Annotated in this window: 22 protein-coding genes; 8 read left to right on the forward strand and 14 right to left on the reverse strand. The window is 72.8% G+C overall.

All coding sequences use genetic code 11. The features are described from left to right. Window positions 1-161: 161 nt before the first annotated feature. Window positions 162-2,303, forward strand: coding sequence for a helicase-associated domain-containing protein (locus tag ACFY4B_RS27130; protein ID WP_387972059.1), 2,142 nt, complete (start codon window positions 162-164; stop codon window positions 2,301-2,303). Between the two features lie 37 nt (window positions 2,304-2,340). Further along, window positions 2,341-2,877: a hypothetical protein gene (locus ACFY4B_RS27135; RefSeq protein ID WP_387972062.1), complete on the forward strand. Its 537-nt coding sequence runs from the start codon at window positions 2,341-2,343 to the stop codon at window positions 2,875-2,877. On the opposite strand, the gene ACFY4B_RS27140 is transcribed toward ACFY4B_RS27135, so the two are convergent. From ACFY4B_RS27140 to ACFY4B_RS27170, 7 genes are all read right to left on the reverse strand, one after another. Next, complete coding sequence (locus ACFY4B_RS27140; protein WP_387972065.1) at window positions 2,861-3,370, reverse strand: hypothetical protein; 510 nt, start codon at window positions 3,368-3,370, stop codon at window positions 2,861-2,863. The genes ACFY4B_RS27135 and ACFY4B_RS27140 overlap by 17 nt on opposite strands. A 26-nt stretch (window positions 3,371-3,396) precedes the next feature. Then, window positions 3,397-3,678: a hypothetical protein gene (locus ACFY4B_RS27145; protein ID WP_387972068.1), complete on the reverse strand. Its 282-nt coding sequence runs from the start codon at window positions 3,676-3,678 to the stop codon at window positions 3,397-3,399. 33 nt (window positions 3,679-3,711) lie between these two features. Continuing rightward, window positions 3,712-4,995: an integrase gene (locus ACFY4B_RS27150; RefSeq protein WP_387972071.1), complete on the reverse strand. Its 1,284-nt coding sequence runs from the start codon at window positions 4,993-4,995 to the stop codon at window positions 3,712-3,714. Between the two features lie 2 nt (window positions 4,996-4,997). Continuing rightward, window positions 4,998-5,675, reverse strand: a complete 678-nt coding sequence (locus ACFY4B_RS27155) for a hypothetical protein (protein ID WP_387972074.1) — start codon at window positions 5,673-5,675, stop codon at window positions 4,998-5,000. A gap of 76 nt (window positions 5,676-5,751) precedes the next feature. After that, window positions 5,752-5,985, reverse strand: coding sequence for a hypothetical protein (locus ACFY4B_RS27160; RefSeq protein ID WP_387972077.1), 234 nt, complete (start codon window positions 5,983-5,985; stop codon window positions 5,752-5,754). Then, window positions 5,982-6,317 (reverse strand): hypothetical protein, encoded by a 336-nt coding sequence (locus ACFY4B_RS27165; RefSeq protein ID WP_387972079.1) that lies wholly within the window; start codon window positions 6,315-6,317, stop codon window positions 5,982-5,984. The genes ACFY4B_RS27160 and ACFY4B_RS27165 overlap by 4 nt, the downstream gene beginning before the upstream one ends. Continuing rightward, window positions 6,317-6,658, reverse strand: coding sequence for a hypothetical protein (locus ACFY4B_RS27170; RefSeq protein WP_387972082.1), 342 nt, complete (start codon window positions 6,656-6,658; stop codon window positions 6,317-6,319). The genes ACFY4B_RS27165 and ACFY4B_RS27170 overlap by 1 nt, the downstream gene beginning before the upstream one ends. 458 nt (window positions 6,659-7,116) lie before the next feature. Between ACFY4B_RS27170 and ACFY4B_RS27175 the strand changes: the two genes are divergently transcribed. Both ACFY4B_RS27175 and ACFY4B_RS27180 read left to right on the forward strand, forming a co-directional pair. Continuing rightward, the gene (locus ACFY4B_RS27175; protein WP_387972085.1) at window positions 7,117-8,796 is read left to right on the forward strand and encodes a hypothetical protein; all 1,680 of its coding nucleotides are present in this window, start codon (window positions 7,117-7,119) and stop codon (window positions 8,794-8,796) included. Beyond that, complete coding sequence (locus ACFY4B_RS27180) at window positions 8,793-9,491, forward strand: exonuclease domain-containing protein (RefSeq protein WP_387972088.1); 699 nt, start codon at window positions 8,793-8,795, stop codon at window positions 9,489-9,491. Before ACFY4B_RS27175 ends, ACFY4B_RS27180 begins: the two co-directional genes overlap by 4 nt. A gap of 15 nt (window positions 9,492-9,506) precedes the next feature. Here ACFY4B_RS27180 and ACFY4B_RS27185 read toward each other — a convergent pair whose 3' ends face one another. Further along, entirely contained in the window at window positions 9,507-10,028 is a 522-nt protein-coding gene (locus tag ACFY4B_RS27185; RefSeq protein WP_387972091.1) for a transglutaminase domain-containing protein, read from the reverse strand. 116 nt (window positions 10,029-10,144) lie between these two features. On the opposite strand from ACFY4B_RS27185, the gene ACFY4B_RS27190 reads away from it, so the two are divergent. The 3 genes from ACFY4B_RS27190 to ACFY4B_RS27200 all read left to right on the forward strand — a co-directional run bounded on the left by ACFY4B_RS27190 (window position 10,145) and on the right by ACFY4B_RS27200 (window position 11,510). Continuing rightward, window positions 10,145-10,630 carry an AAA family ATPase gene (locus ACFY4B_RS27190; RefSeq protein WP_387972094.1) on the forward strand — a complete coding sequence of 162 codons (486 nt, stop codon included), beginning with the start codon at window positions 10,145-10,147 and terminating at the stop codon, window positions 10,628-10,630. Window positions 10,631-10,759: 129 nt separating this feature from the next. Further along, window positions 10,760-10,954, forward strand: a complete 195-nt coding sequence (locus ACFY4B_RS27195; protein WP_387972097.1) for a hypothetical protein — start codon at window positions 10,760-10,762, stop codon at window positions 10,952-10,954. A 73-nt stretch (window positions 10,955-11,027) separates the two neighbouring features. Further along, complete coding sequence (locus ACFY4B_RS27200; RefSeq protein WP_387972100.1) at window positions 11,028-11,510, forward strand: hypothetical protein; 483 nt, start codon at window positions 11,028-11,030, stop codon at window positions 11,508-11,510. A 16-nt stretch (window positions 11,511-11,526) separates the two neighbouring features. Here the strand turns inward: ACFY4B_RS27200 and ACFY4B_RS27205 are convergent, their stop codons facing one another. The 4 genes from ACFY4B_RS27205 to ACFY4B_RS27220 form a co-directional block, all read right to left on the reverse strand. Further along, a complete protein-coding gene (locus ACFY4B_RS27205; protein ID WP_387972103.1) occupies window positions 11,527-12,549 on the reverse strand; it encodes a hypothetical protein in 1,023 nt (340 codons plus the stop codon). A gap of 96 nt (window positions 12,550-12,645) precedes the next feature. Further along, window positions 12,646-13,332 carry a hypothetical protein gene (locus ACFY4B_RS27210; protein WP_387972106.1) on the reverse strand — a complete coding sequence of 229 codons (687 nt, stop codon included), beginning with the start codon at window positions 13,330-13,332 and terminating at the stop codon, window positions 12,646-12,648. Window positions 13,333-13,412: 80 nt separating this feature from the next. Then, on the reverse strand, window positions 13,413-14,324 hold the full coding sequence (locus ACFY4B_RS27215) for a squalene/phytoene synthase family protein (protein ID WP_387972109.1): 912 nt from the start codon (window positions 14,322-14,324) through the stop codon (window positions 13,413-13,415). Window positions 14,325-14,487: 163 nt separating this feature from the next. Then, window positions 14,488-15,174: a hypothetical protein gene (locus ACFY4B_RS27220; protein WP_387972112.1), complete on the reverse strand. Its 687-nt coding sequence runs from the start codon at window positions 15,172-15,174 to the stop codon at window positions 14,488-14,490. Window positions 15,175-15,348: 174 nt separating this feature from the next. On the opposite strand from ACFY4B_RS27220, the gene ACFY4B_RS27225 reads away from it, so the two are divergent. Then, window positions 15,349-15,873 (forward strand): GNAT family N-acetyltransferase, encoded by a 525-nt coding sequence (locus ACFY4B_RS27225; RefSeq protein ID WP_387972115.1) that lies wholly within the window; start codon window positions 15,349-15,351, stop codon window positions 15,871-15,873. 42 nt (window positions 15,874-15,915) lie between these two features. On the opposite strand, the gene ACFY4B_RS27230 is transcribed toward ACFY4B_RS27225, so the two are convergent. Both ACFY4B_RS27230 and ACFY4B_RS27235 read right to left on the reverse strand, forming a co-directional pair. Then, a complete protein-coding gene (locus tag ACFY4B_RS27230) occupies window positions 15,916-16,746 on the reverse strand; it encodes a hypothetical protein (RefSeq protein ID WP_387972118.1) in 831 nt (276 codons plus the stop codon). Between the two features lie 96 nt (window positions 16,747-16,842). Further along, the gene (locus ACFY4B_RS27235; protein WP_387972121.1) at window positions 16,843-17,523 is read right to left on the reverse strand and encodes a hypothetical protein; all 681 of its coding nucleotides are present in this window, start codon (window positions 17,521-17,523) and stop codon (window positions 16,843-16,845) included. Between the last annotated feature and the right edge of the window lie 66 nt (window positions 17,524-17,589).

Consider the following 17,589-nt stretch of genomic DNA (forward strand, 5'->3'; position numbering starts at 1 on the left):
GCCGGCCACCCGCCCGAGGTCCCGGCGGGACCTGGGATCCGGCGCTCCCCCCAGAACCCCTTAGCAGCCCGGGTGGAACCTGCGCCAACTCGCCTCGGGCACCGGCGCCCCGATGCGACGATGTGCTGGTGAAGGATCAGATCCGCTCCCTGGTAAAGCATTTGGCGGAGATCGACGACCGGCACAAGACCGTCCTCCTCGCCGCCCGGCCCACCGCCGTGCAGCCGCCCCGCCCCCGCACGCTGCACCAACTCGCGGCCCGACTGCTGGGCACCGCCCCGCTCTCGCGCTTTGCCCTCGACCTGGGACAGCAGCAGTTCCTGGAGGCCGCCGTCGCCGCAGCCGACCACACCCGCCGCCCGGGAGCGGCGTTCGGCTGCGACCGCGCCTACCTCGCCGCCCTGCTGGGCGTGGGCTCCGCCGTCACCGAAGACCGCTTCACCGAGGTGCTGCAGTCGCTCACGGTGCTCTCCCTGGCCTGGCCCGACGGCGCCCGGCTGATCCTCCACCCCGATGCCCCGGTCCTGTTCCCCCTCGCGCTCGGTCGCCCCGCGCACGGCCGACCGGCGATGCCCGCCACCGCGCCGCTCGCACCGGCCACTCCCGTCCCCGAGACCCGCCCCGCAGCCGGCCTTGGTCCCGGCGCAGCCGCGGCCGCGCTGAACGGCATGGACACCGTGCTGGCCGCGTTCGACGAGCCGTGGCCGGCGCTCAGGACCGGCGGCATCGGCGTGCGCGAGATCCGCCGCCTGGCCCGCCTCCTCGACGGCACCGAGGCGGACGCCCGGCTCTGGCTGCACCTCGCCGCCAACCTCGACCTGATCGCCGAACAGGGCGGCCGCTGGAGCCGGACGGAGCGCGCCCCCGGGTGGAGCCGCACGCCCCCGGCCGATCGCCTCGCCCACCTGGCCCTCGCCTACAGCCTGGTCCGGATCATGCCCGGCCTGCCGCCGATCATCGGGGATGACCCGCGGCTGCTGAGCCAGTTCCTCCCGTACTCGTCCGGACTGGTCCCGTTCCCGCGCTACAACGCCGGGGCGCTGCGCCGCACCGTCCTGCGCGTCCTCGCCAGCCTGCCTGCCGGCCGCGCCGCCGTCGACGCCCCAGCCCTGGCAGCGGCCGTCCACTACCGCTCGCCACAGCTCGTCCAGCCCCACACCCCCGGCCCACCAAGCCAGCGCCTCAGCGCGCCGCCTACGCTTGCCCGGCCCCAACCGGCCTCCGCCGACGTGGCCGCCCTGGTGCTGCGCGAGGCGGAGCTCCTCGCCCTGGCCGACGACGGCGCCCTCACCGCCCTGGGCCGGGCGTTCCTGCGCGACCCGGCCGACATCACCGCCCTGCGCCGGGCCGGCGACGAGGTACTGCCGCTGCTGGAGCAGGCCGCGATCCTGGCCGACCACACCGTCCTGGTCCCCGGCACCCCCTCCCCCGCCCTCGCCGAGCTGCTCGCCGGCCTCTGCGACCTGGAGTTCCGCGACACCCACACCTCACGGTGGCGCTTCACCCCCGCCGGCGTCCGCCGCTACTTCGACGCCAACCCCGGGACCGACCCCGCCGACCTGCTGCACACGCTTGCCGCCCGCTCCACCACCCCCCTGCCCCAAGTCCTCACCGTTCTGATCACCGACACCGCGGCCCGGCACGGACACATCACGGTCACCCAGGCCGCTACCGTCCTGGACGTCCGCACCCCCGCCCTCGCCGCCGAACTCGCCCACCACCGCGACCTCACCCGGCTGCAGCTGCGCCAGGTCGGCCCGACCACGCTCCTGTCCCCCGTGAAGGAGGGCTCCGTCCTGGCCGCCCTGCGCTCCGCCGGTTACGCCCCCGACGGCCAGCCCCGTCCCTCGACCGCCCGGAAGCCCGGAAAGACGGAGAAGCCGGATCCGGCCGGCGCCCCGTACGAGCTGCCGCAGGGTCACCTGCCCCGGCAACCGCGCCCCCGGTCGGCCCCCGCCGACCTCGGCCTGTGGCCAGCCGGACCGGCGGTGGAGGACCGGAGCGAACCGGCCGACGACCTCGCCCGGTTCATCCACGACCGCGCCCCGGCTCTTGGCGCCGATGACCGCGACCTCCTCACCGCAGCTCTGCGCGCCGGGGCCGGCGCTGTTGTCCATGTCGAGTACCGCACCCCGGGCCGCACCCACCAGCACGCCATCATCCGCGGTCCCCGCCTGGACCACCACGACCGCCTCACCTCGACCGGTCCCGGTCGTCAGGAACCGATCGGCCTGGCCGAACTCCAGCTCGTCCTGCCTCTGCCCGACGGCCGCAAAGTCCCAGAGCGCACCGACCAGACGTAGAAGACGATCACTCCAGCCGGTGTAGCATCGACGGGATATGACGAACCATCAGGAGCCGCCGGGGGTTGAGGCGGAGGCCGAGCCGGAGCTGGGGAGAACGGCCGACCCCGTAGCCGAGCCCTCCATCTCTGAGCCGGAAGCCGCCGCCAAGGCGACGATGCGTACGCGTGCGCGCTGCTGGTGGAACGGCCTCGGCCCGCGCGGCAAGGCCCTCGTGATCGGGGGCGGGCTGGCCGTGCTGGGCATCGCCGCTGCAGCCGCCGCCCATCAGCGCGAGCACTCCGCAGCCGGCGAGGGCGTCACTTCTCCCGGCCCGCTCGCCGACCTCATCCAGGCCGGCGTCGAGAGGCTGAACGACTGCCGCCCCGCCGAAGCGCAGCTCGACAGCGAGCAGCATCTTGCTGACCCCGGTGCCCAACGCCAGTACGTAATGGAGCAGTGGGACGTGGGCGGCTACATGCGCGACACCTGCCTCGACCCCCGTCGCCACCCCGGGGAGTGCCGCCACGAGCCGCGGCCGGTCTCGGGCAGCACTCGGAGTCGGCACCCCGACCTCCTCAACCCAGACGGCTGATCCCGTCCCGCGCCTCGCCGGCCGGGCGCTGTACGCCAGGTGGAAAAGTAGCAGCCGGGTCCACGAACTCGAAGCCGGTGGAAGCTCCTAGCCGCATGATCACGGAACGCTCCGCGGACGGGCGGTGCTCAGCGACCCAAGCGCAGACCGAGGCGGGCAGCCCGTACTCCGCCTCGTCCAAGGTGGAGTGGCAGACGGTCCAACCCTCGTCGTAGCTCCCGTCTTCCTGCCGGCCCAGAAGTTCACGGCGTCGCTCAGCGCTCAACCTGGTGGCCGGCCGCCCGACACACGTCCAGCACTTCGACCCCATCACCCGCACGCGACCTGTCTCGCTGTCCACCACCGACGGCGCCCCGTCGGCTTCGACAGCATCGGGAGCCGGTGCGCAGACGGCCGTGGTCCTGACCGGCGCCGCCCGCAGCGCGTGGTTGCTCGGGTCGGCACAGAAGTCAGCGAAACTCAGGTAGTCGTCACCGTCGATCTTGTTGGACACCGCTCCCCCGAAAAACTGTCGGACAGTCAGAATTCGCCGAGCACGGTCAGCGTCACCCGCCACCGGCCAGGTGCCAACTCTGCCACGGCCTCCGCAGTAGCACGACGGAGATCGTCTTCGTAGTCGTGGTTGATCCAGGCGAGCACCCGCTTCTCGGCCTCCGGGCCGTTCTCGGCGTCGATCGCGAAGTGGCTGATCGACCGGCCCCAGCCCTCGTCGGGGATCACGATCTCGTTCTCGGCGACCTTCTCGGCGTTCCAGCGGTCGTTCGGGACTTCCGGCAGGTCGGTCGGGTAGCGGGTCGGCATGGGCGGTCGTACTCCTGTTCTGATGACGGACGGTCAGGCAGCCAGGCCCAGGACGAGGGTCGGGTTCTGCTTCCAGGGCACCTTCTTCTGCCGGTACTCGTCGAAGGCTGTGCTGCGCTGCGAGTGCCGGGAGTGCAGGGCGACCACGTCCGGCGGGTTCCCGGCGGCGAGCATGGCCTGGATGCAGCCGCGCCGGAAGGAGTGCGCGGTGATCCGGCGCACCGCGGCGCGGGCGGCCCGCTTGGCGGTCCGCCAGGCCTTGACGATCAGGTTGCCCTCCTCGGCGGTCGCTGCTGCGGCGGCGGCCGCGTACGCGGCCTGCTTCGCCCCGGCGGCGGCCGCGGCCTCCTCAGAGGTGGGAGTGGGGACGAGCTTGGCGGCGCGGGCGGCGGCGCCGATGATGTCGTTGATCGTCTCCGCCGAGATCCCGCCGCGCCGGGCGGGGTCCTTGGGCTGGCGGCCGGCCGCCCGAGCACCGATGTTGCCGTGCTTGTCGATGCGGCGCAGCAGCGGTCCCGGAACCAGCTGGTCGTCGTCCGCCAGCACGTCCAGCCACTCGCGCAGGGCGTGGATGGGGCACAGCTCCTGGTCACCGGGGGCGAGGATCCGCACCTCGTGGCCGCGCGCGGCCTGGTCGGCCTTCGAGCGGCGGATCTTGATGATCAGGGCCGGGTGGGCGACCTCGCGGCCGGACTCGTCCTCGAGCTTCACCGTCGTGATCTTGACGTCGTGGATGTTCAGCCGGGCCGGCTCGGAGCCGCGGGCGGCCATCCACCACGAGATGATCATGACTGCGGCGTCCCGCTTGCCCCGGGCGGTGGTGCGGTCCAGGGTCCGCACCATCAGCCGCAGCTCGTCCAGGTCCACGGGGTCGGCCTGGAGCGGGCCCGGCTCGACCTGCGGGTCGTCGGCCTCCTCACCGGCGCGGTGGCGGATCATCGTCTGGCAGAGCTTGATCTCGGCGGCGTCCAGCGGCCGGCCGGCGACGGCCCGCATCGCCCGTAGGGTGCCGTAGTGGGACTCCAGCACGGTGGAGCGGTGCCCGCGGTCGCCGAGCTCCGCCAGGTGGGAGGCCACCGCGCCCGGCTCGTCGGTGCTCCACCCGTAGGTCTCCGCCCACAGCTCGAAGGTGCGCCAGCGGGTGGCGCGGGCGTTGCGGGAGTTCTGCGGGACGGCCTCGCTCAACTTGCGGGCCGCGGACGCTGACAGCCGGTGCCCGCCCGGCGTGAGGACGTCGGCCTCCGCGCGGTGCAGCACCGACGGGGCCCGGCGCGCCGGAGGCGCCTTGCCGCCGGTCAGGGCGAGTTCGCTGCCCATCTCTACCTCGTTCCCTGAACCTGGTGGACACCCCAGCGATCCCAGTCGCGCAGGGTGTGGGACTGCAGTTCCTTCGACGCCCGCGCCTGGGCCATCGCGTCCTCCAGGCGCTGCTGCCAGCAGGCCGGCCGACCGCCGGTGAGCGCGGCCTGCAGCAGCGGGCGGAACAGCACGTCGTGGCTGAACGGTGCGACCTTCCCGGCGTCGGTGGTGAACACCACCGCGGGCGGCAACTGCCGGGGCCGCGCGGCGGCGATCGCGCCCAGCAGGTCGTCCTCGGCGCCGCAGCAGGTGTCCAGGACCAGCGCCGGCGCGGTGATCGAGGGGAAGGCCCAGCTCGCGGTGTGCAGGTCGAGTCCGAGGAACTGCGGCTGGACCGGGTCGCAGCAGTGGTGGCCGCAGGCGTACAGGAGGTCCGCGTCCGTCCCCAGCAGCCGGCATGCCTGGGCGGGGGTGCAGCAGTGGGCGGATCCCCCGACCACGTCGACGTCCGGCCCCAGCCGGGCCAGCCGCCGGGCGACGGACGAAGCCTGGGCGGCCATCCGGGTGGTCCGGCTCAGCGCGAGCGCGACCACCCGCAGGGGTGTCCCCGCCGGCCTGAGCGGGCGCGGAGCTACTGCTGCCGGGCGCGGTACCGCGAACAGCGCGGCGGCGGCCCGAGACGGCGCGATGGCGCTCACCGGCCCTCCCCGAACGATCCAAGGGGCGCGGTCCTGAAGACCCGGGAGCCGGCGTGCCGCAGGTTCTCCGGCCGGCTCACCACGGCTCCCCCAGCGGGGCGCCGGCGTCCAGGGTGAGGACCGGGCCGCCCAAGCCCTCGTCCGCCAAGGAGGTGTCCACCCGCACCAGGCCGGCCAGGATGGCCAGGAGCTGCCCGGGCGTCACCCCCCAGTCGCGCGCGGCCTTCTCCAAGGCACCGGCCTGCGCCGGGTCGAGGTCGACGGTGACCTTCATGCCCGCTCCGTTCTGCGGGATCTGCCGCAGCGTCACAGCAGCTCCAGCTCGGCGGCGTTGAGGGAGGCGGCCTCGGCGGTGCACACCTCGACGACCGGGCCGGTGAGCCGTCCGGCCCGCCAGGACTCGATGAGACCGGCGTCGAGGAGGTCGGCCCGGGTGGCCAGCAGCCGCAGCTCCCCCGCCAGGCAGCCCGCTCCGGCGGCATCCGCGGTGACCACGGACAGCCTGCCGGCACGGTCGGCGACGAGGACGGAGCGGTCGCGCTGCTGGTCGCCGACCAGCACGGTCAGGGCGCGCAGGTGCTCCGGCTTCACCCTGGCCGGCACCCACGAAGCCGGGGCGAGCGGAATCTGATCCCGGGTCATCACCGATCGCCGCCCTCGCCGGGCTGCGGCCGCGCGACGCTGAACTCGACGTACGCGGCGCCGTCGCGGGCGACGGTCTGCTCCCGGTAGAGGAGGCCGCGGGCGGCCAGGTCGGCCCGGATCCGATCGGCCGGGCTGGTCTTCCCGCTGCTCGGGGGCCCCAGGACGGTGATGCCGTCGTAGCTGCCGGGGGGAAGCGCGCGGCCCCTGCGGGCGAAACCGTCGATGAGCTGGGCGAGGCCGACACCGCGGCGCAGGGCCTCGGCCTCCAGCAGCCGCCGGGCCGTGGCGAAGGCCGCCTCGGTGGGCGGCTCCTGCTCCTGCGGGATCTCTCGCGGCATCTGCTCCCCCACGCTCTCGGGCCGTCCTGGCGAAGTTGTTGCGTACGCGGGCTGCCCGCCGACGCTGCTTGTCGTGTCCTCGCCGGATTCTGATTCCGGATAAGGAGAGCGTATCGGGAATCAGGGCCTCGGCGGGGCCGAATCGACACGATTGAAAATTCAACCTGTCCTCCGGGGTCCGGCGAGACCCCTCGCCCCGATCCGGCCCCACAGGGCACTCTGAGACGCCTGAAGCAGCTTATGGACTAACTGGGCGGCTAATACACTTCGCATGCTAGATGGCCGCACAGCGGATCTATGCAGTTCAGAGCGCATCTCAAGTCACATCAATGAACATCAAAAAACGTCATCTCTGAATTGAGTTGAGATATTGATGTGAGTTCGCTATCCTTGGAAAACACCGAGGTGAGGCCCCCGGCGGCCCCGCCTACCCCCCTCGCGCCCCAGGGAAGACCGGGATGACCACCGCGCCGCAGCTCCACCCCGACACCTGGCTGAGCAGCCGCCTCGCGGCCGCCGGCATCGGTGCCAACTGCGAGTACCCGGAGTGCACCAACCCCCGGACACCCCGCAAGGACGGGCAGACCGGCCCGCAGTCGAAGTACTGCCCGGCGCACAACAACGAGAAGGACCGGCAGTTCGCCCGGCGCTACTACCAGAAGCTGGAGCGGCAGCAGCAGGCCCGCGAGCAACAGGCGGCCCTGGAGCCGCCCCGCGACCCCCTCCCCCAGCTCCTCGCCCGGCGCGAGCGCGACCGGGAACTGGTCGGCGCGCTCGGCCCCCGGCTGCTGGAAGCCCTCCAGACCATCAACGAGGGCGAGCAGGCCGCGGCCGACGCCGACGCCGTTCAGCAGCACATCGAAGGCGTTGAGCGAGCGGCCTCCGACCGGATCCAGGCCGCTCAACTCGCCGCCGAGAAGCACGTCGAGGCCGTCGAGAAGGCGGCGCTCGAACAGGTCACCACCGCACAGGCCGCCATGGCGGCCGCCCAGGCGAAGTCCGCCGAGGACGAGCAGGCGGCTGCCGACGCCGCCGAAGAGCGCGACGCTGCCCTCCTGGAGGCGGCCACCGCTCAGCGGGAAGCCGCCGCAGCCGACGCCCAGGCCAAGGTCGACCGCGCTGCGCTCGACCTGCTGGTCGCGCAGCACCAGGAGCTGCGCGACCAGCACCAAGCCCTGACCGGCCGCCACGAGCACCTGACCGAGACGCACGAGGGCCTCGCCGACGAGCACCGCGAGCTGGCCACCGCCCACGCCGAGCTGACGGCGGCCGCCGGCCGGGCGGAGGGCGAACTCGAAATCCTCCGCCCCCGGGTCTCAGAGCTTCAGCAGAGGGTCGCTGCGCTGGAGGCGCAGCTGCGCGAGGCCGGCGCTGACCTCGCCACCGTGCAGGCCGAGAAGGCGTCCCAGGCCGAGCAGTTCGCCGCCGAGCGCAGCCGGTACGAGACGGAGGTGGTCTCTCCCCTGCGGCAGCAGCTCGCCGACCAGGCCACCGCGTTCATGGAGCTACGGACCGGTCTCGCGGCGCTGACCCCGGCCGCCGAGCCCGAGCGGGACGCCGCCGAGGACACACCGACGACCGTCCCGGTCGAGGAGCCCGAGGGCCTGGAGCTCGTCCCCGACCAGGCCCACCCCGGTGCGTACCTGGTCAGGTCGGCCGGCCGGACGATCGGCACGCTCAGCCCGCGGCAGTCGGGCCGGTGGGCTGCGACACACCGGCGCCGTGCCCTCCAGCCGACCGGACAGCGGTACTTCGCCGACCAGGACAGCGCGCTGCGTGCCGTCGCCGACGCCGAGAGGACCTGGACCCCGCTGCCACCCGCGGGCGACCCGGCCTGGGACACCATCCCTCCATGGATGATCCAGAACCTGCGGCACGCGGTTCACCCCGTCAACGCGCGCAAGGGCCAGCTCGGCAAGCTGGAGCCCCTCGACTACCGCCGGCAGGTCCACCAGGCGATCGCTCAGATCAAGCGCCGCGCGACGCCGCTGCCGCAGCACCTCGCCGTCCTCCTGGACGTCCCCCAGGAGGATCTCGGCCAGCGCAGCAAGCCGGCGGAGCGGCTCTTCGGGGTGCTCCAGCAGATCCGGGAGCACCTCGCGCCCCCGGCCGCTGCCAGCGACCTGGACCAGCCGTGACCGACGCCTGGGCGTCGGCGGCGGTGGCGAGCGAGACCTGGCCGGACGAGCTGGCCGGACTGCCGGCCACCCACCTTGCCCAGCTCCTCGGCGCCCGGCGGCAAGCTGCCGAAGAGGCCCAGCAGCTCCTGGCCCAGCCTCCGGGCCGGGTCCTGCTGGTCGACGTCGAGACGGACCGGCTCACGAACCCGCGGATCGTGGAGGTCTGCGTCCTCGACACCACCGGCACCGTCCGCTACCTCCAGCGGATCCACCCCGGCCGGCTCCAGGACCCCGAGGCCGTCAAGGTCCACAAGATCAAGGACGAGGATCTGATCGGCTGCCCCGCCTTCGAGGCGATCGCCGCCGAGCTGGACCAGGTTCTCGCCTCGGCGGCGACGGTCGTGGCGTACGGCGCGCACTTCGACCAGCCGGCCCTGCGCGGCGAGTGGGGCCGGCTCCCTGGTCGGCCGCTGCCGCCCAGGTGGACCCGCCGCGGAAGTTGGTGGTGCGCCATGGAGGGATGGAGTCGGCACGCCATGGCCTGGGACCCCGAAGAGCAGCGGTACCGGCGGATCCGACTCGGTGGCGACCACACCACGCAGGGCGACACGTCGGTGCTGTTGGAGCGGCTTCACGTCATGGCCGGGCTCCCGCGCGGCCGCGTAGCAAGCCATCGCGCTGTCCACGGCCTCGACCGCGTTCGGCGTCCGTGATTGAAGAAACGACGGTCAGCGAGCGGGAGCACCACGAACGCTACGCAGCCAGCGGTTGAACGCCACCCGGTACCCGGGGCCAGCCGGGTCGGGACCGGGACGGCCGCCGTTGGGCACCGGCTCGGGGCCGTCCCCCGGTCTCCAGATCTCGTCGAGCGGCGGGTAGGCGGGGAGCGTGTCCGTCCAACCGTCCCAGGAAGCGACGGTGAGCCCGGCGCCGGCCAGCGCCGGGTCATGTGTCGCGTCCACCAGCACCCACACCTCCGCGAGCAAGACCTCGACGGCGGAGTGCGCGTCCTGGCGGGAGACGAGCTGGTGCACCTCGGCCGGCTGCTCCGGCAGCAGGTACAACCAGCGGACCCGCCGGGCCGGGTAGCCCAGCAGCAGGAATCCCCGAAGCAGGAAGTCCGCCTTCGCCAGGCAGTCACCGCGGCCGATCACCATCAGGCTCTCGGCATCGTGGGCTCCGTCCGTCGCGTACGGAACGGCGCGCACCTGCTCGAACAACCGGATCCGCTCGGCCACCTGGTCATCCACGACAACGGACCCTACGGGATCGCCGCCCAGAGGAGCCCGGAACGCCGGGGCCCGGCACACGGCTGGTTCGAGGACGGCGAAGCAGACGGTCGGCCGAGGGTGGAATCATCCCCGGCATGACCGTCATCCCCGCCGTCTCACCCGACGTCTTCGAGCGGACCGTCGCCGCGTACCAAGCCAAGAACCCCGGCCACCCGCTGACGGCCGGCCAAGTCGAGCAGGCCCGCGCCCTCGCGATGAGCGAGCAGCCCGTCGAGACCATCGTCAGCATCCCGGGCACCGGCCGGAGCACCATGCTGGAGCTGCTCGCCTGCGCGGTCCGCGCGAGCGGCGGCCAGGTCATCGGCATCAGCCCAGCGCAGCTCTCCGCCCACATCCTCGCGGAGTCCCTCGACGGCGCCCCGGTCTACACGCTCTCCCGCTGGCTCACCGAGCGACAGCAGGCCCGCGGCACCGGAGGTAGCGCTGCCGAGTTCGCCCTCGGCCCCGGCGACGTCGTGATCGTGGACTGCCCCGAGATCCTCACCCCGAGCGAACGCGAGGAGCTCCTTCAGGACGCGGTTGACCGCGGGGCGCTCGTACGCCTCACCGCGGGACGGTAGGTCGGGGTCCGGCCGGCTTCTCCGCGCTGCTGGTGCCCGCAGTCCACTGTGTCGGCCCGCAGCTGCGGGTGGCGCACACGACACCGCTGACCCCTCCCTGCCTCGAAACCCGACACCTACCCTGAACTGGTGCGATTGCTGAACCTGTTTCGTCGACAGCCCGATCCGCCGGTCTCCCCCGAGAGGCAGGCGCTCGAAGAACGCGCCCGGACCCTGCGGTGGAACACCTACTACGTCTCCGGCGAGACCAAGGAGACCCGCGAGCTCGCCGAACTGGAGCGCCGACTGCGGGAGCTCGGCCCCAGCGAGGCCGCGGCCAGCTGAGGGCGGCCCCGGCGGTATCCAGGGCGAAGGGCTGGTCGTTGTGCCCGTTGTGACGAGGAGATCGCAGCCCCAGTTGGTCAGGCCGCCGCTCGACGGCATCAACGTCAACGACGTCTTCGCCCTGACCACCGGACCCAGCATGGCCAGGGGCGGTAATCCGGGATGGATCTTGACCGTCCGAGATCCCCGGCAGCCGGCCACCGGGGCCGCCGACCTGGACGTCGCGGTCGCACTCGCGATCGGGGACCGGGGCCATCTGGACTGGGTGCGCGATCGGCTTGCGCACTGGCTGGTCGAGCATGCCTGCTACGAGATGCCGCCGTACCTGGACGTACGGTCCGGCCTCGACCTCGACCTGTCTCCGCCCGGCCTCGTCCAGCCGGCCTTCTTCAACTTCACGATCATGGGCGGAGACGCGGTCGCGGGGCACAGCTTCCGCGGACCCTGGCCCCTGCTTCGGCTGATCTTCACCGTCCGGTCGCCCTTCCGGAACCGCGTGCTGGTGACCTTGGGCGCAGCGGAGGCCGCGGAGCTCGTCCAGCTCTTTGACCGCTGAGACTGAGCGGCAGCGGCTACCTAGTGCGGGTGCCGCTGGTGCGGCGCCAGAACTCGTCGAACTCCTTCGGGTCGTACTGCGTGCCGTTCTCGGTGTCGATCGCCGACGGGACGGTGCCGCCGGCCGCCACTGCGCGGCTGAGCCTGTGGCTGATGGCACTGATGGTGACCCTGTAGTAGGCGGCCAGCTCGGTGGCCGATCGCGGAGGTCCTGCCATCCAAGCACGCTGCTCCGCGGTGCCCCGGGGGTTGTAGCCGAACTCGCGCAGCACGGCTTCCTGCTCGACGCTCACCTCCTGCCCGGCAGCGGGAAGGTAGCCGAGCTCAATCAGGACTTCGGTCTGCTCGGCGGAGAGCGGTCCAGATTCCGGCAGGTAGCCGAGTCGCCAGAGCACGGGCAGCAGGTCAGCTGCGGGCCACACCCGCGAGCGTCCGACCTTGCCGCTGCTGAGGCCGGCGATCTCAGGCCTGCGCACCAGGGTCTTGACGGCTTCCTTGCTCCGGCCGGTGAGCTGCTCGATCATGGCGGCGGTTAGCACGTCGAGCGTCGGCCCTGCGGTCGGAACTTCGGCCGGGGCCGGGGCTACGGCAGTGCCGCGGGGGCCGGTGCGACCGGACCGCCGGCTCAGCCACTGCTTCACCTCTCCCCAGCTGTAGGTGCCAAGGGCGTCGGCGGCGGGGAACGGGTCGGCGCTGTTCTCGTACAAGGTGGGCATCGGGCTGACGGAGCCGCGCTTGAGGCCGGTCCGGCTCGCGATCTCGGTGATCGTGACGCGGTCGCTGTCGTCCCCCGGTAGCTCGGTCACGTCGATCCGCGAGGCCTGGTTGTCGCGGAACCACTGCACGCACGCCTTGCGCGGGAACCGCTGCTCGCGCTGCTCGGCGGTGCTGACCAATCCCGGCCAGCCCGGCTCCTTGCTGAGTCGGCGAACGGTGGAGACGGACAGTCCCGTCGCTGTTGCGATCTCGGCGGCGCTGACCGTTTCCAGCTCGACGACGGCGAGGCGATCAGCGAGCGTCGGGGCCACCGAGTGGGGCACTGGATCTCCTTCTGCCGGTGTGCGGGAGGAACACCTCACCGTCTTCGAACACCGAGCAGTTTAGGGCGGTCGAAGACACCGGCCCGACCATGCGACTCAGGCGACAGCGCGGAGCAGGACGACGACTGCCGCCCCGTAGGTCCTGGCCCTCTCCCAGACCGCGTGCCTGTCCTGGTTGGCCTGCGCGAACTCGTCCATCCGATCGGCCTTGACGCGGAACCCGCTGCCGTGGCCCAGCAGCAGGTTCGCCTTCCAACTGCGCTCCGGACTCAGCCCGGGGATCGGCGGCACACTTCGCCCCTGCAGGGGGCCGCCGTCCGGAACGAACGCCTCGTAGCTCGAGTCCCGGCCTTTGTAGCCGACCAGGCTGGTCTGCAGCAGACGGGCGCCCTTGGCAACCTCCTGGACCAGAGGGTCGTCCAGCTGGCCCAGGGCGGTCTCTGGCCCCGGCTGCGGGATGGCCCGCCAGATTCCGGCGTCGGTCTGCGTGACGACCTGCCGCCACCACCGAGGGGCCGCCTCGCCCGGCAGTACCCGGCTCGGTGGAAGCCACAGCGGGGCCGATCGGCCGGCGGCGCGGCGGCGCAGGGCGGAGCCAGCCGCCCGGAGCAGCGCCGCGTCGCGTGCCCGGCTCAGGGCGACGAGGGCGAAGAGTTCCTGGGTCTCCCGCTCGCTGTGCCCGAAGTCGGCCTCCGCGTCTCGCATCCGCTGAGCCACGGTCTCGGCCAGCTCGGCCCGGCGGGCCAGCGCCGCGGTGGTGTCGGTCCAGCTGGGACGGATCATGGCTCCTGCTTCGTTCGTGTGCTCCGGCCGGACATCCTTGTAGGCCAGAGCCCCCGGGAGCGAGGGCCTCGCGCAGGAAGTCAGCGCCGGAGCCGGCGGGCCCGGAGGCACTCGCGAAGCAGCAGGCGCAGTGCGGCCGGCTTGGACGGGCTCGCCGAGCGTCGCAGCACAGCGCCCAGGTCCGCGCGGGCGGCGGCGCTGGTGAGCTCGTCCACCCCGACGATGCACCGGACCATCGGCTGGTGGGCGGCCGGCACGAGGTCGACGACGGCCTTGCCCTCGGCGAGGGTGCGGTCCACCTGGTCGAGCAGGTCGCCGAGTAGCGCCCGTACGGACGGCAGGTCCCGAGCCTGCTCGAGGTCGGCGCGGGTGACGCCGTGCTGGGCCAGCGTCTGCTCTGGGATGGTCAGCCGGCCGTCCGCGAGGTCCTCGGCGAGGTCGTTGACGAAGTCCAGCCGCTGGCTGCCGTCGATGTACGTCCGGCAGACGGCGTCGAAGGCGCTCTGGTCGCCGCTCGGGCCGAGCAGGCCGGCGACGACCATGAAGCCCGGCAGCGAGTACCCGTCGACGTAGCGCTGGTAATCGACTTCGCTGGCGAACCCGGCGAAGTCGAGGTCCGCGTCCGCCGCAGCGAGGTACGCCAGCACCCGCTCCCGCAGGGCCGGGTGCGCGCTGATGCTGTGCAGAAGGGGGCGCAGCTCGGGGTCGTCGGTGCGGCCGGCGTCGAGGCTCTCGACGACCTGCTCGCCCCACCGCACGGACGCCTCCCGGCGGCCCTCGGCCGGACCGCTGTCGAGCAGGGTGTCGGTGCGGTGCATGAAGGCGGCCGCGGCGATGACGTGCGGGACCATCCGCTCCGGAAGCAGCATGGCGGCTGCCACCGCGACCTCGCGCTTGTAGTCGGCGACCTGCTGCCGCTGCCGGCCGTAGTCCGCCCGCAGCTCGGGGGCCTGCACCCCTGCCGCGTCCAGCGCGCGCTCCCACCTACCCACGTGGCCCACCAGTCCTCTCGTTCGAGGCACGAGCCTAAACGGTCGATTCCGGGCAACCTACTCGGAAGCGTGGCACCCGCCCGGGGGTAACCTCGCCGCCGCGGCTGACGCGACACCAGAGGTCGTCCAGCGAGCCGCGGTCGCCACGCCACGGTCCAGGAGGTCAGAGGGCCTTGGCGCCCTCCTGCGCGCGGTAGAGCTCGACCACGGCGTGGTCGCCGGGAAGAAGGGCTGCACTGTCGCAGGCGGCCTTAGTCTCCAGGTCGCGCAGGGCCAGCCCCAGGGCGGCGAGCGCTTCGTCGACGCCTTCGAGCAGCTCGCGTCGAACGGCCTGGTCCACCCCCTCCCCCTCGACCTTCCACAGGGCGCTGAGCTCCAGCGTCCGCCTGCGGTCGGCGGGGCCCGGGAAGAGGTGCAGGGGCACGTCCCTTTCGAACCAGGGGGTCAAGGCGGTGACCGCGTCGGCCAGCAGGCGCTCCGCCGCCAGGATGTCCAGAGCGATCGGCCGACTGTGGACGCTGCTGGCCCGCGCTGCGACCTCGTTCGCGCTGGTTCCTCCGCGGTGGTCGGCGAGCATGGCCTTCTCCAGCCGCTGCTTGGCCCGCGTCACCGCCAGTGCCGCCGGCGTGGTGTGGTCCACTCCCGACGACGTCGGCATCGGCCAGCCCGTGCGTGAGCACAGTTCCAGCAGGTCCCGGTGTCCCAGCCACTCCGTCACGGCGGCAATGTGGCCGGCGACGTCGTGCAGCTCCAGCCACTTCAGCCCCGCCGCGCGCAGCTGCTCGACCAGACCGTCCAGCGCCCGCAACGAGCGCCGGGTGAAGGCGATCTCCAGCACATCCTCGGTCATCGTCATCCTCTCCCCGGGCCGGATCGCGCAGCCAGCCTCACCTCTGGGCATCCTACTGGTCAAAATCTTGACCGGTAAAGATTTTGACCAGTTCGGCTGACCTGGTCACCTGGTGGAGTGACCACGTTGTAGTTCCGGCCCTCGCCCGGGGACCTGGCCCGGAAAGATGGGCACGTGTCTGACTCCACCAGCGCGCTGGGCGCCCCCTGGCCAGCCGTCCTGCAGACGGGGCGGTTACTCCTGCGCCCCGTGCAGGAGGACGATCTTCCCGTGCTCGTCGAGCTCTGGCAGGACCCCCGGGTCCGACGGCACCTCGGCGGCCCGGTCTCCCCGGCCAAGGCCGAAGCCCGCAAGGCCCGGTACGTCGGCGCGCCTGGCGCGTTCGCCGTAGTACTCGCCACCGGCGGGCCGGCGATCGGCCTGGTGACGGTGGAGGCCGACGGTCGGGGGCCGGGGACGATCGAGCTGTCCTACCAGCTGCTTCCGGCCCACTGGAACCAGGGCGTGGGCAAGGAGGCCGTCGCTGCGGTGCTCGACTGGACCGAGGCCGCCGGGCAGACCCGCTCGGTGGTAGCCGTCACCCAGCACGCGAACACACCGTCGCGGCGGCTCCTCGAGTCCCTCGGGATGACGATGGTCGACACGGTCACCGAGTACGGCGAGCTCCAGGCGGTCTACACCCGAACCAAGGACGCATGAGTCTTTTCGGTCGGGCCGAAGGCCCCATGCTCCCTGGTGGCACTACCTCCTGGTAAGGGCGAACCCCGGCAGGTACTCGGCCTTCGGGCTGCCGGAGCGCGGTCCGTCCGGTGCGAGGATCAGCTCGCCGTGCTCGCTCGGCACCAGCCCCGCAGGCGAGAGCTCCCAGACCAGTACGCGCTCGGCCGCGCTGCCGGCCGGCGCCGAGGTCAGCGCGGCAACACCGGTGGCGGACGTCGGCAGGGCGGCGGCCAGCAGCGTCTCCAGCCGACCTCGGTCACGATCGTCGAGGGCGGGCCGCCCCCCGACCAGCCTGACCGCCCCGGCATGGGCTCCGAGGGACAGGCCGGCCGCCTTCGCCACCAGGGTCAGCTCGTCGCCCGCCTGGGCGCCGTCGAGCAGAGCGTCGAGCATCTTCCCCGCTTCCCCGCGCAGTTCCCGCTCGGCGACCGGACCGTGCTCCTCGACCACCGCGGCCAGCACCGCCTTCGACCGGAGGCCGGTCGCCCAGGCTTCCCTCTCGTACCGGAGGACGTTCAGCAGTACCTCGGGCGGATCGCCGAGGTACTCGGTCAGTTCCTGCTCCGGCACCGGCAGAGCTTCGTACGCGGCCAAGGCGGCCGCACTGCGAGGGTCGAGCCGATGCTGGTCGCAGAACCTCGCGTAGTCGAAGGCGACCAGCGGCCGGAGCAGGACCAGCCGCCCCGTCCGTGCCGCAGCCCGGGCCCGAGCATCCACCTCAGCCCAGTACGCGGCGAAGGAGACGGGAGCACCCGGCAGCAGACCGAGGTCGGCTCCGTCGACCGCGACGAGCAGGACGTGCCGGCCGCGAACACCGGCAGGTCGGCTTCGCCTGGCCTTCTGCCTGCCCATCCCGTACCCCCACGGTTCCCCATCCTGTCCGGGGGCTCTCCCCCGGCCGTTGCCCAACTCTGCTGCACGTCCCGCCTTCTTGGCCAACCGGCGTGCCTACTGGGCGAGCCCGAGAGCTGCCAGGGCGGTCGTCCAGTTCTCCGCGACCGCCTTCTGGGCCTTGGCGAGCGGCACCCGCCGGGAGCAGATCGCTTCGTGGATCCGGTCCTCGACGTCGTCCTTCGGGTTCGCGAAGCCGTCCTGCGGCCGGTGGCCCGGAGAGGGGGCTTCCAGCCACAGATTCCGAGGGTCGTTGGGATCTCCCCCGGCTGAGAGCGGCACGAGATGGTCGTACTCGGCGTCGTGGAGGGAGCCGGCGTATCCGTACGCGGCGGCGCTGGCGCGCTTCTCCGCGTCGGTGACGGCCACCGGCGGCCGGACGCTCGCGGTGTAGCCGCCCTTCCGGCAGATCGTGCTGTCGAGGTTGGCCTGGGTGACCGCGGGTGACACCGCTCCCGGCGTGCAGGCCGGGTCCGGCAGCGGCTGCCCGTTGGCGTACCGGTATCGGCAACTGCCCGGGGGCGGTTGGACGGCCACGGTGTAGGTGGCCTGCGGCCCGGGCCCGACGGCGAGGGAACCCGCGCTCTGGGCCGAGGTGTCCGCGCTCGCACTCGGGGCGGCGACCGTCGACCTGGCACCGGCCGAGGTGCCGAGCGGGGTGCAGGCGGTGGCCGCGGCCAGCACCAGCAGGCCGGCGACGCCGGCCAGGACCGGGCGCGGTTGGGCGGGACGAGGCACTGGGTTCTCCCCTCGGTGGTCGCGGCGTCGCGGTGCTGGAACCCCGCGTGGGTGGCTGGCGGCGAG

This window comes from Kitasatospora sp. NPDC001261 (assembly GCF_042896795.1).
In the GTDB taxonomy this organism is placed as follows: domain Bacteria; phylum Actinomycetota; class Actinomycetes; order Streptomycetales; family Streptomycetaceae; genus Kitasatospora.

Coding starts and splice junctions, on each gene's coding strand:
- ACFY4B_RS27135 (WP_387972062.1), top strand. CDS start 2,341: ATGACGAACCATCAGGAGCCGCCGGGGGTTGAGGCGGAGGCCGAGCCG.
- ACFY4B_RS27145 (WP_387972068.1), bottom strand. CDS start 3,678: ATGCCGACCCGCTACCCGACCGACCTGCCGGAAGTCCCGAACGACCGC.
- ACFY4B_RS27150 (WP_387972071.1), bottom strand. CDS start 4,995: ATGGGCAGCGAACTCGCCCTGACCGGCGGCAAGGCGCCTCCGGCGCGC.
- ACFY4B_RS27165 (WP_387972079.1), bottom strand. CDS start 6,317: ATGACCCGGGATCAGATTCCGCTCGCCCCGGCTTCGTGGGTGCCGGCC.
- ACFY4B_RS27170 (WP_387972082.1), bottom strand. CDS start 6,658: ATGCCGCGAGAGATCCCGCAGGAGCAGGAGCCGCCCACCGAGGCGGCC.
- ACFY4B_RS27175 (WP_387972085.1), top strand. CDS start 7,117: ATGACCACCGCGCCGCAGCTCCACCCCGACACCTGGCTGAGCAGCCGC.
- ACFY4B_RS27190 (WP_387972094.1), top strand. CDS start 10,145: ATGACCGTCATCCCCGCCGTCTCACCCGACGTCTTCGAGCGGACCGTC.
- ACFY4B_RS27210 (WP_387972106.1), bottom strand. CDS start 13,332: ATGATCCGTCCCAGCTGGACCGACACCACCGCGGCGCTGGCCCGCCGG.
- ACFY4B_RS27220 (WP_387972112.1), bottom strand. CDS start 15,174: ATGACCGAGGATGTGCTGGAGATCGCCTTCACCCGGCGCTCGTTGCGG.
- ACFY4B_RS27230 (WP_387972118.1), bottom strand. CDS start 16,746: ATGGGCAGGCAGAAGGCCAGGCGAAGCCGACCTGCCGGTGTTCGCGGC.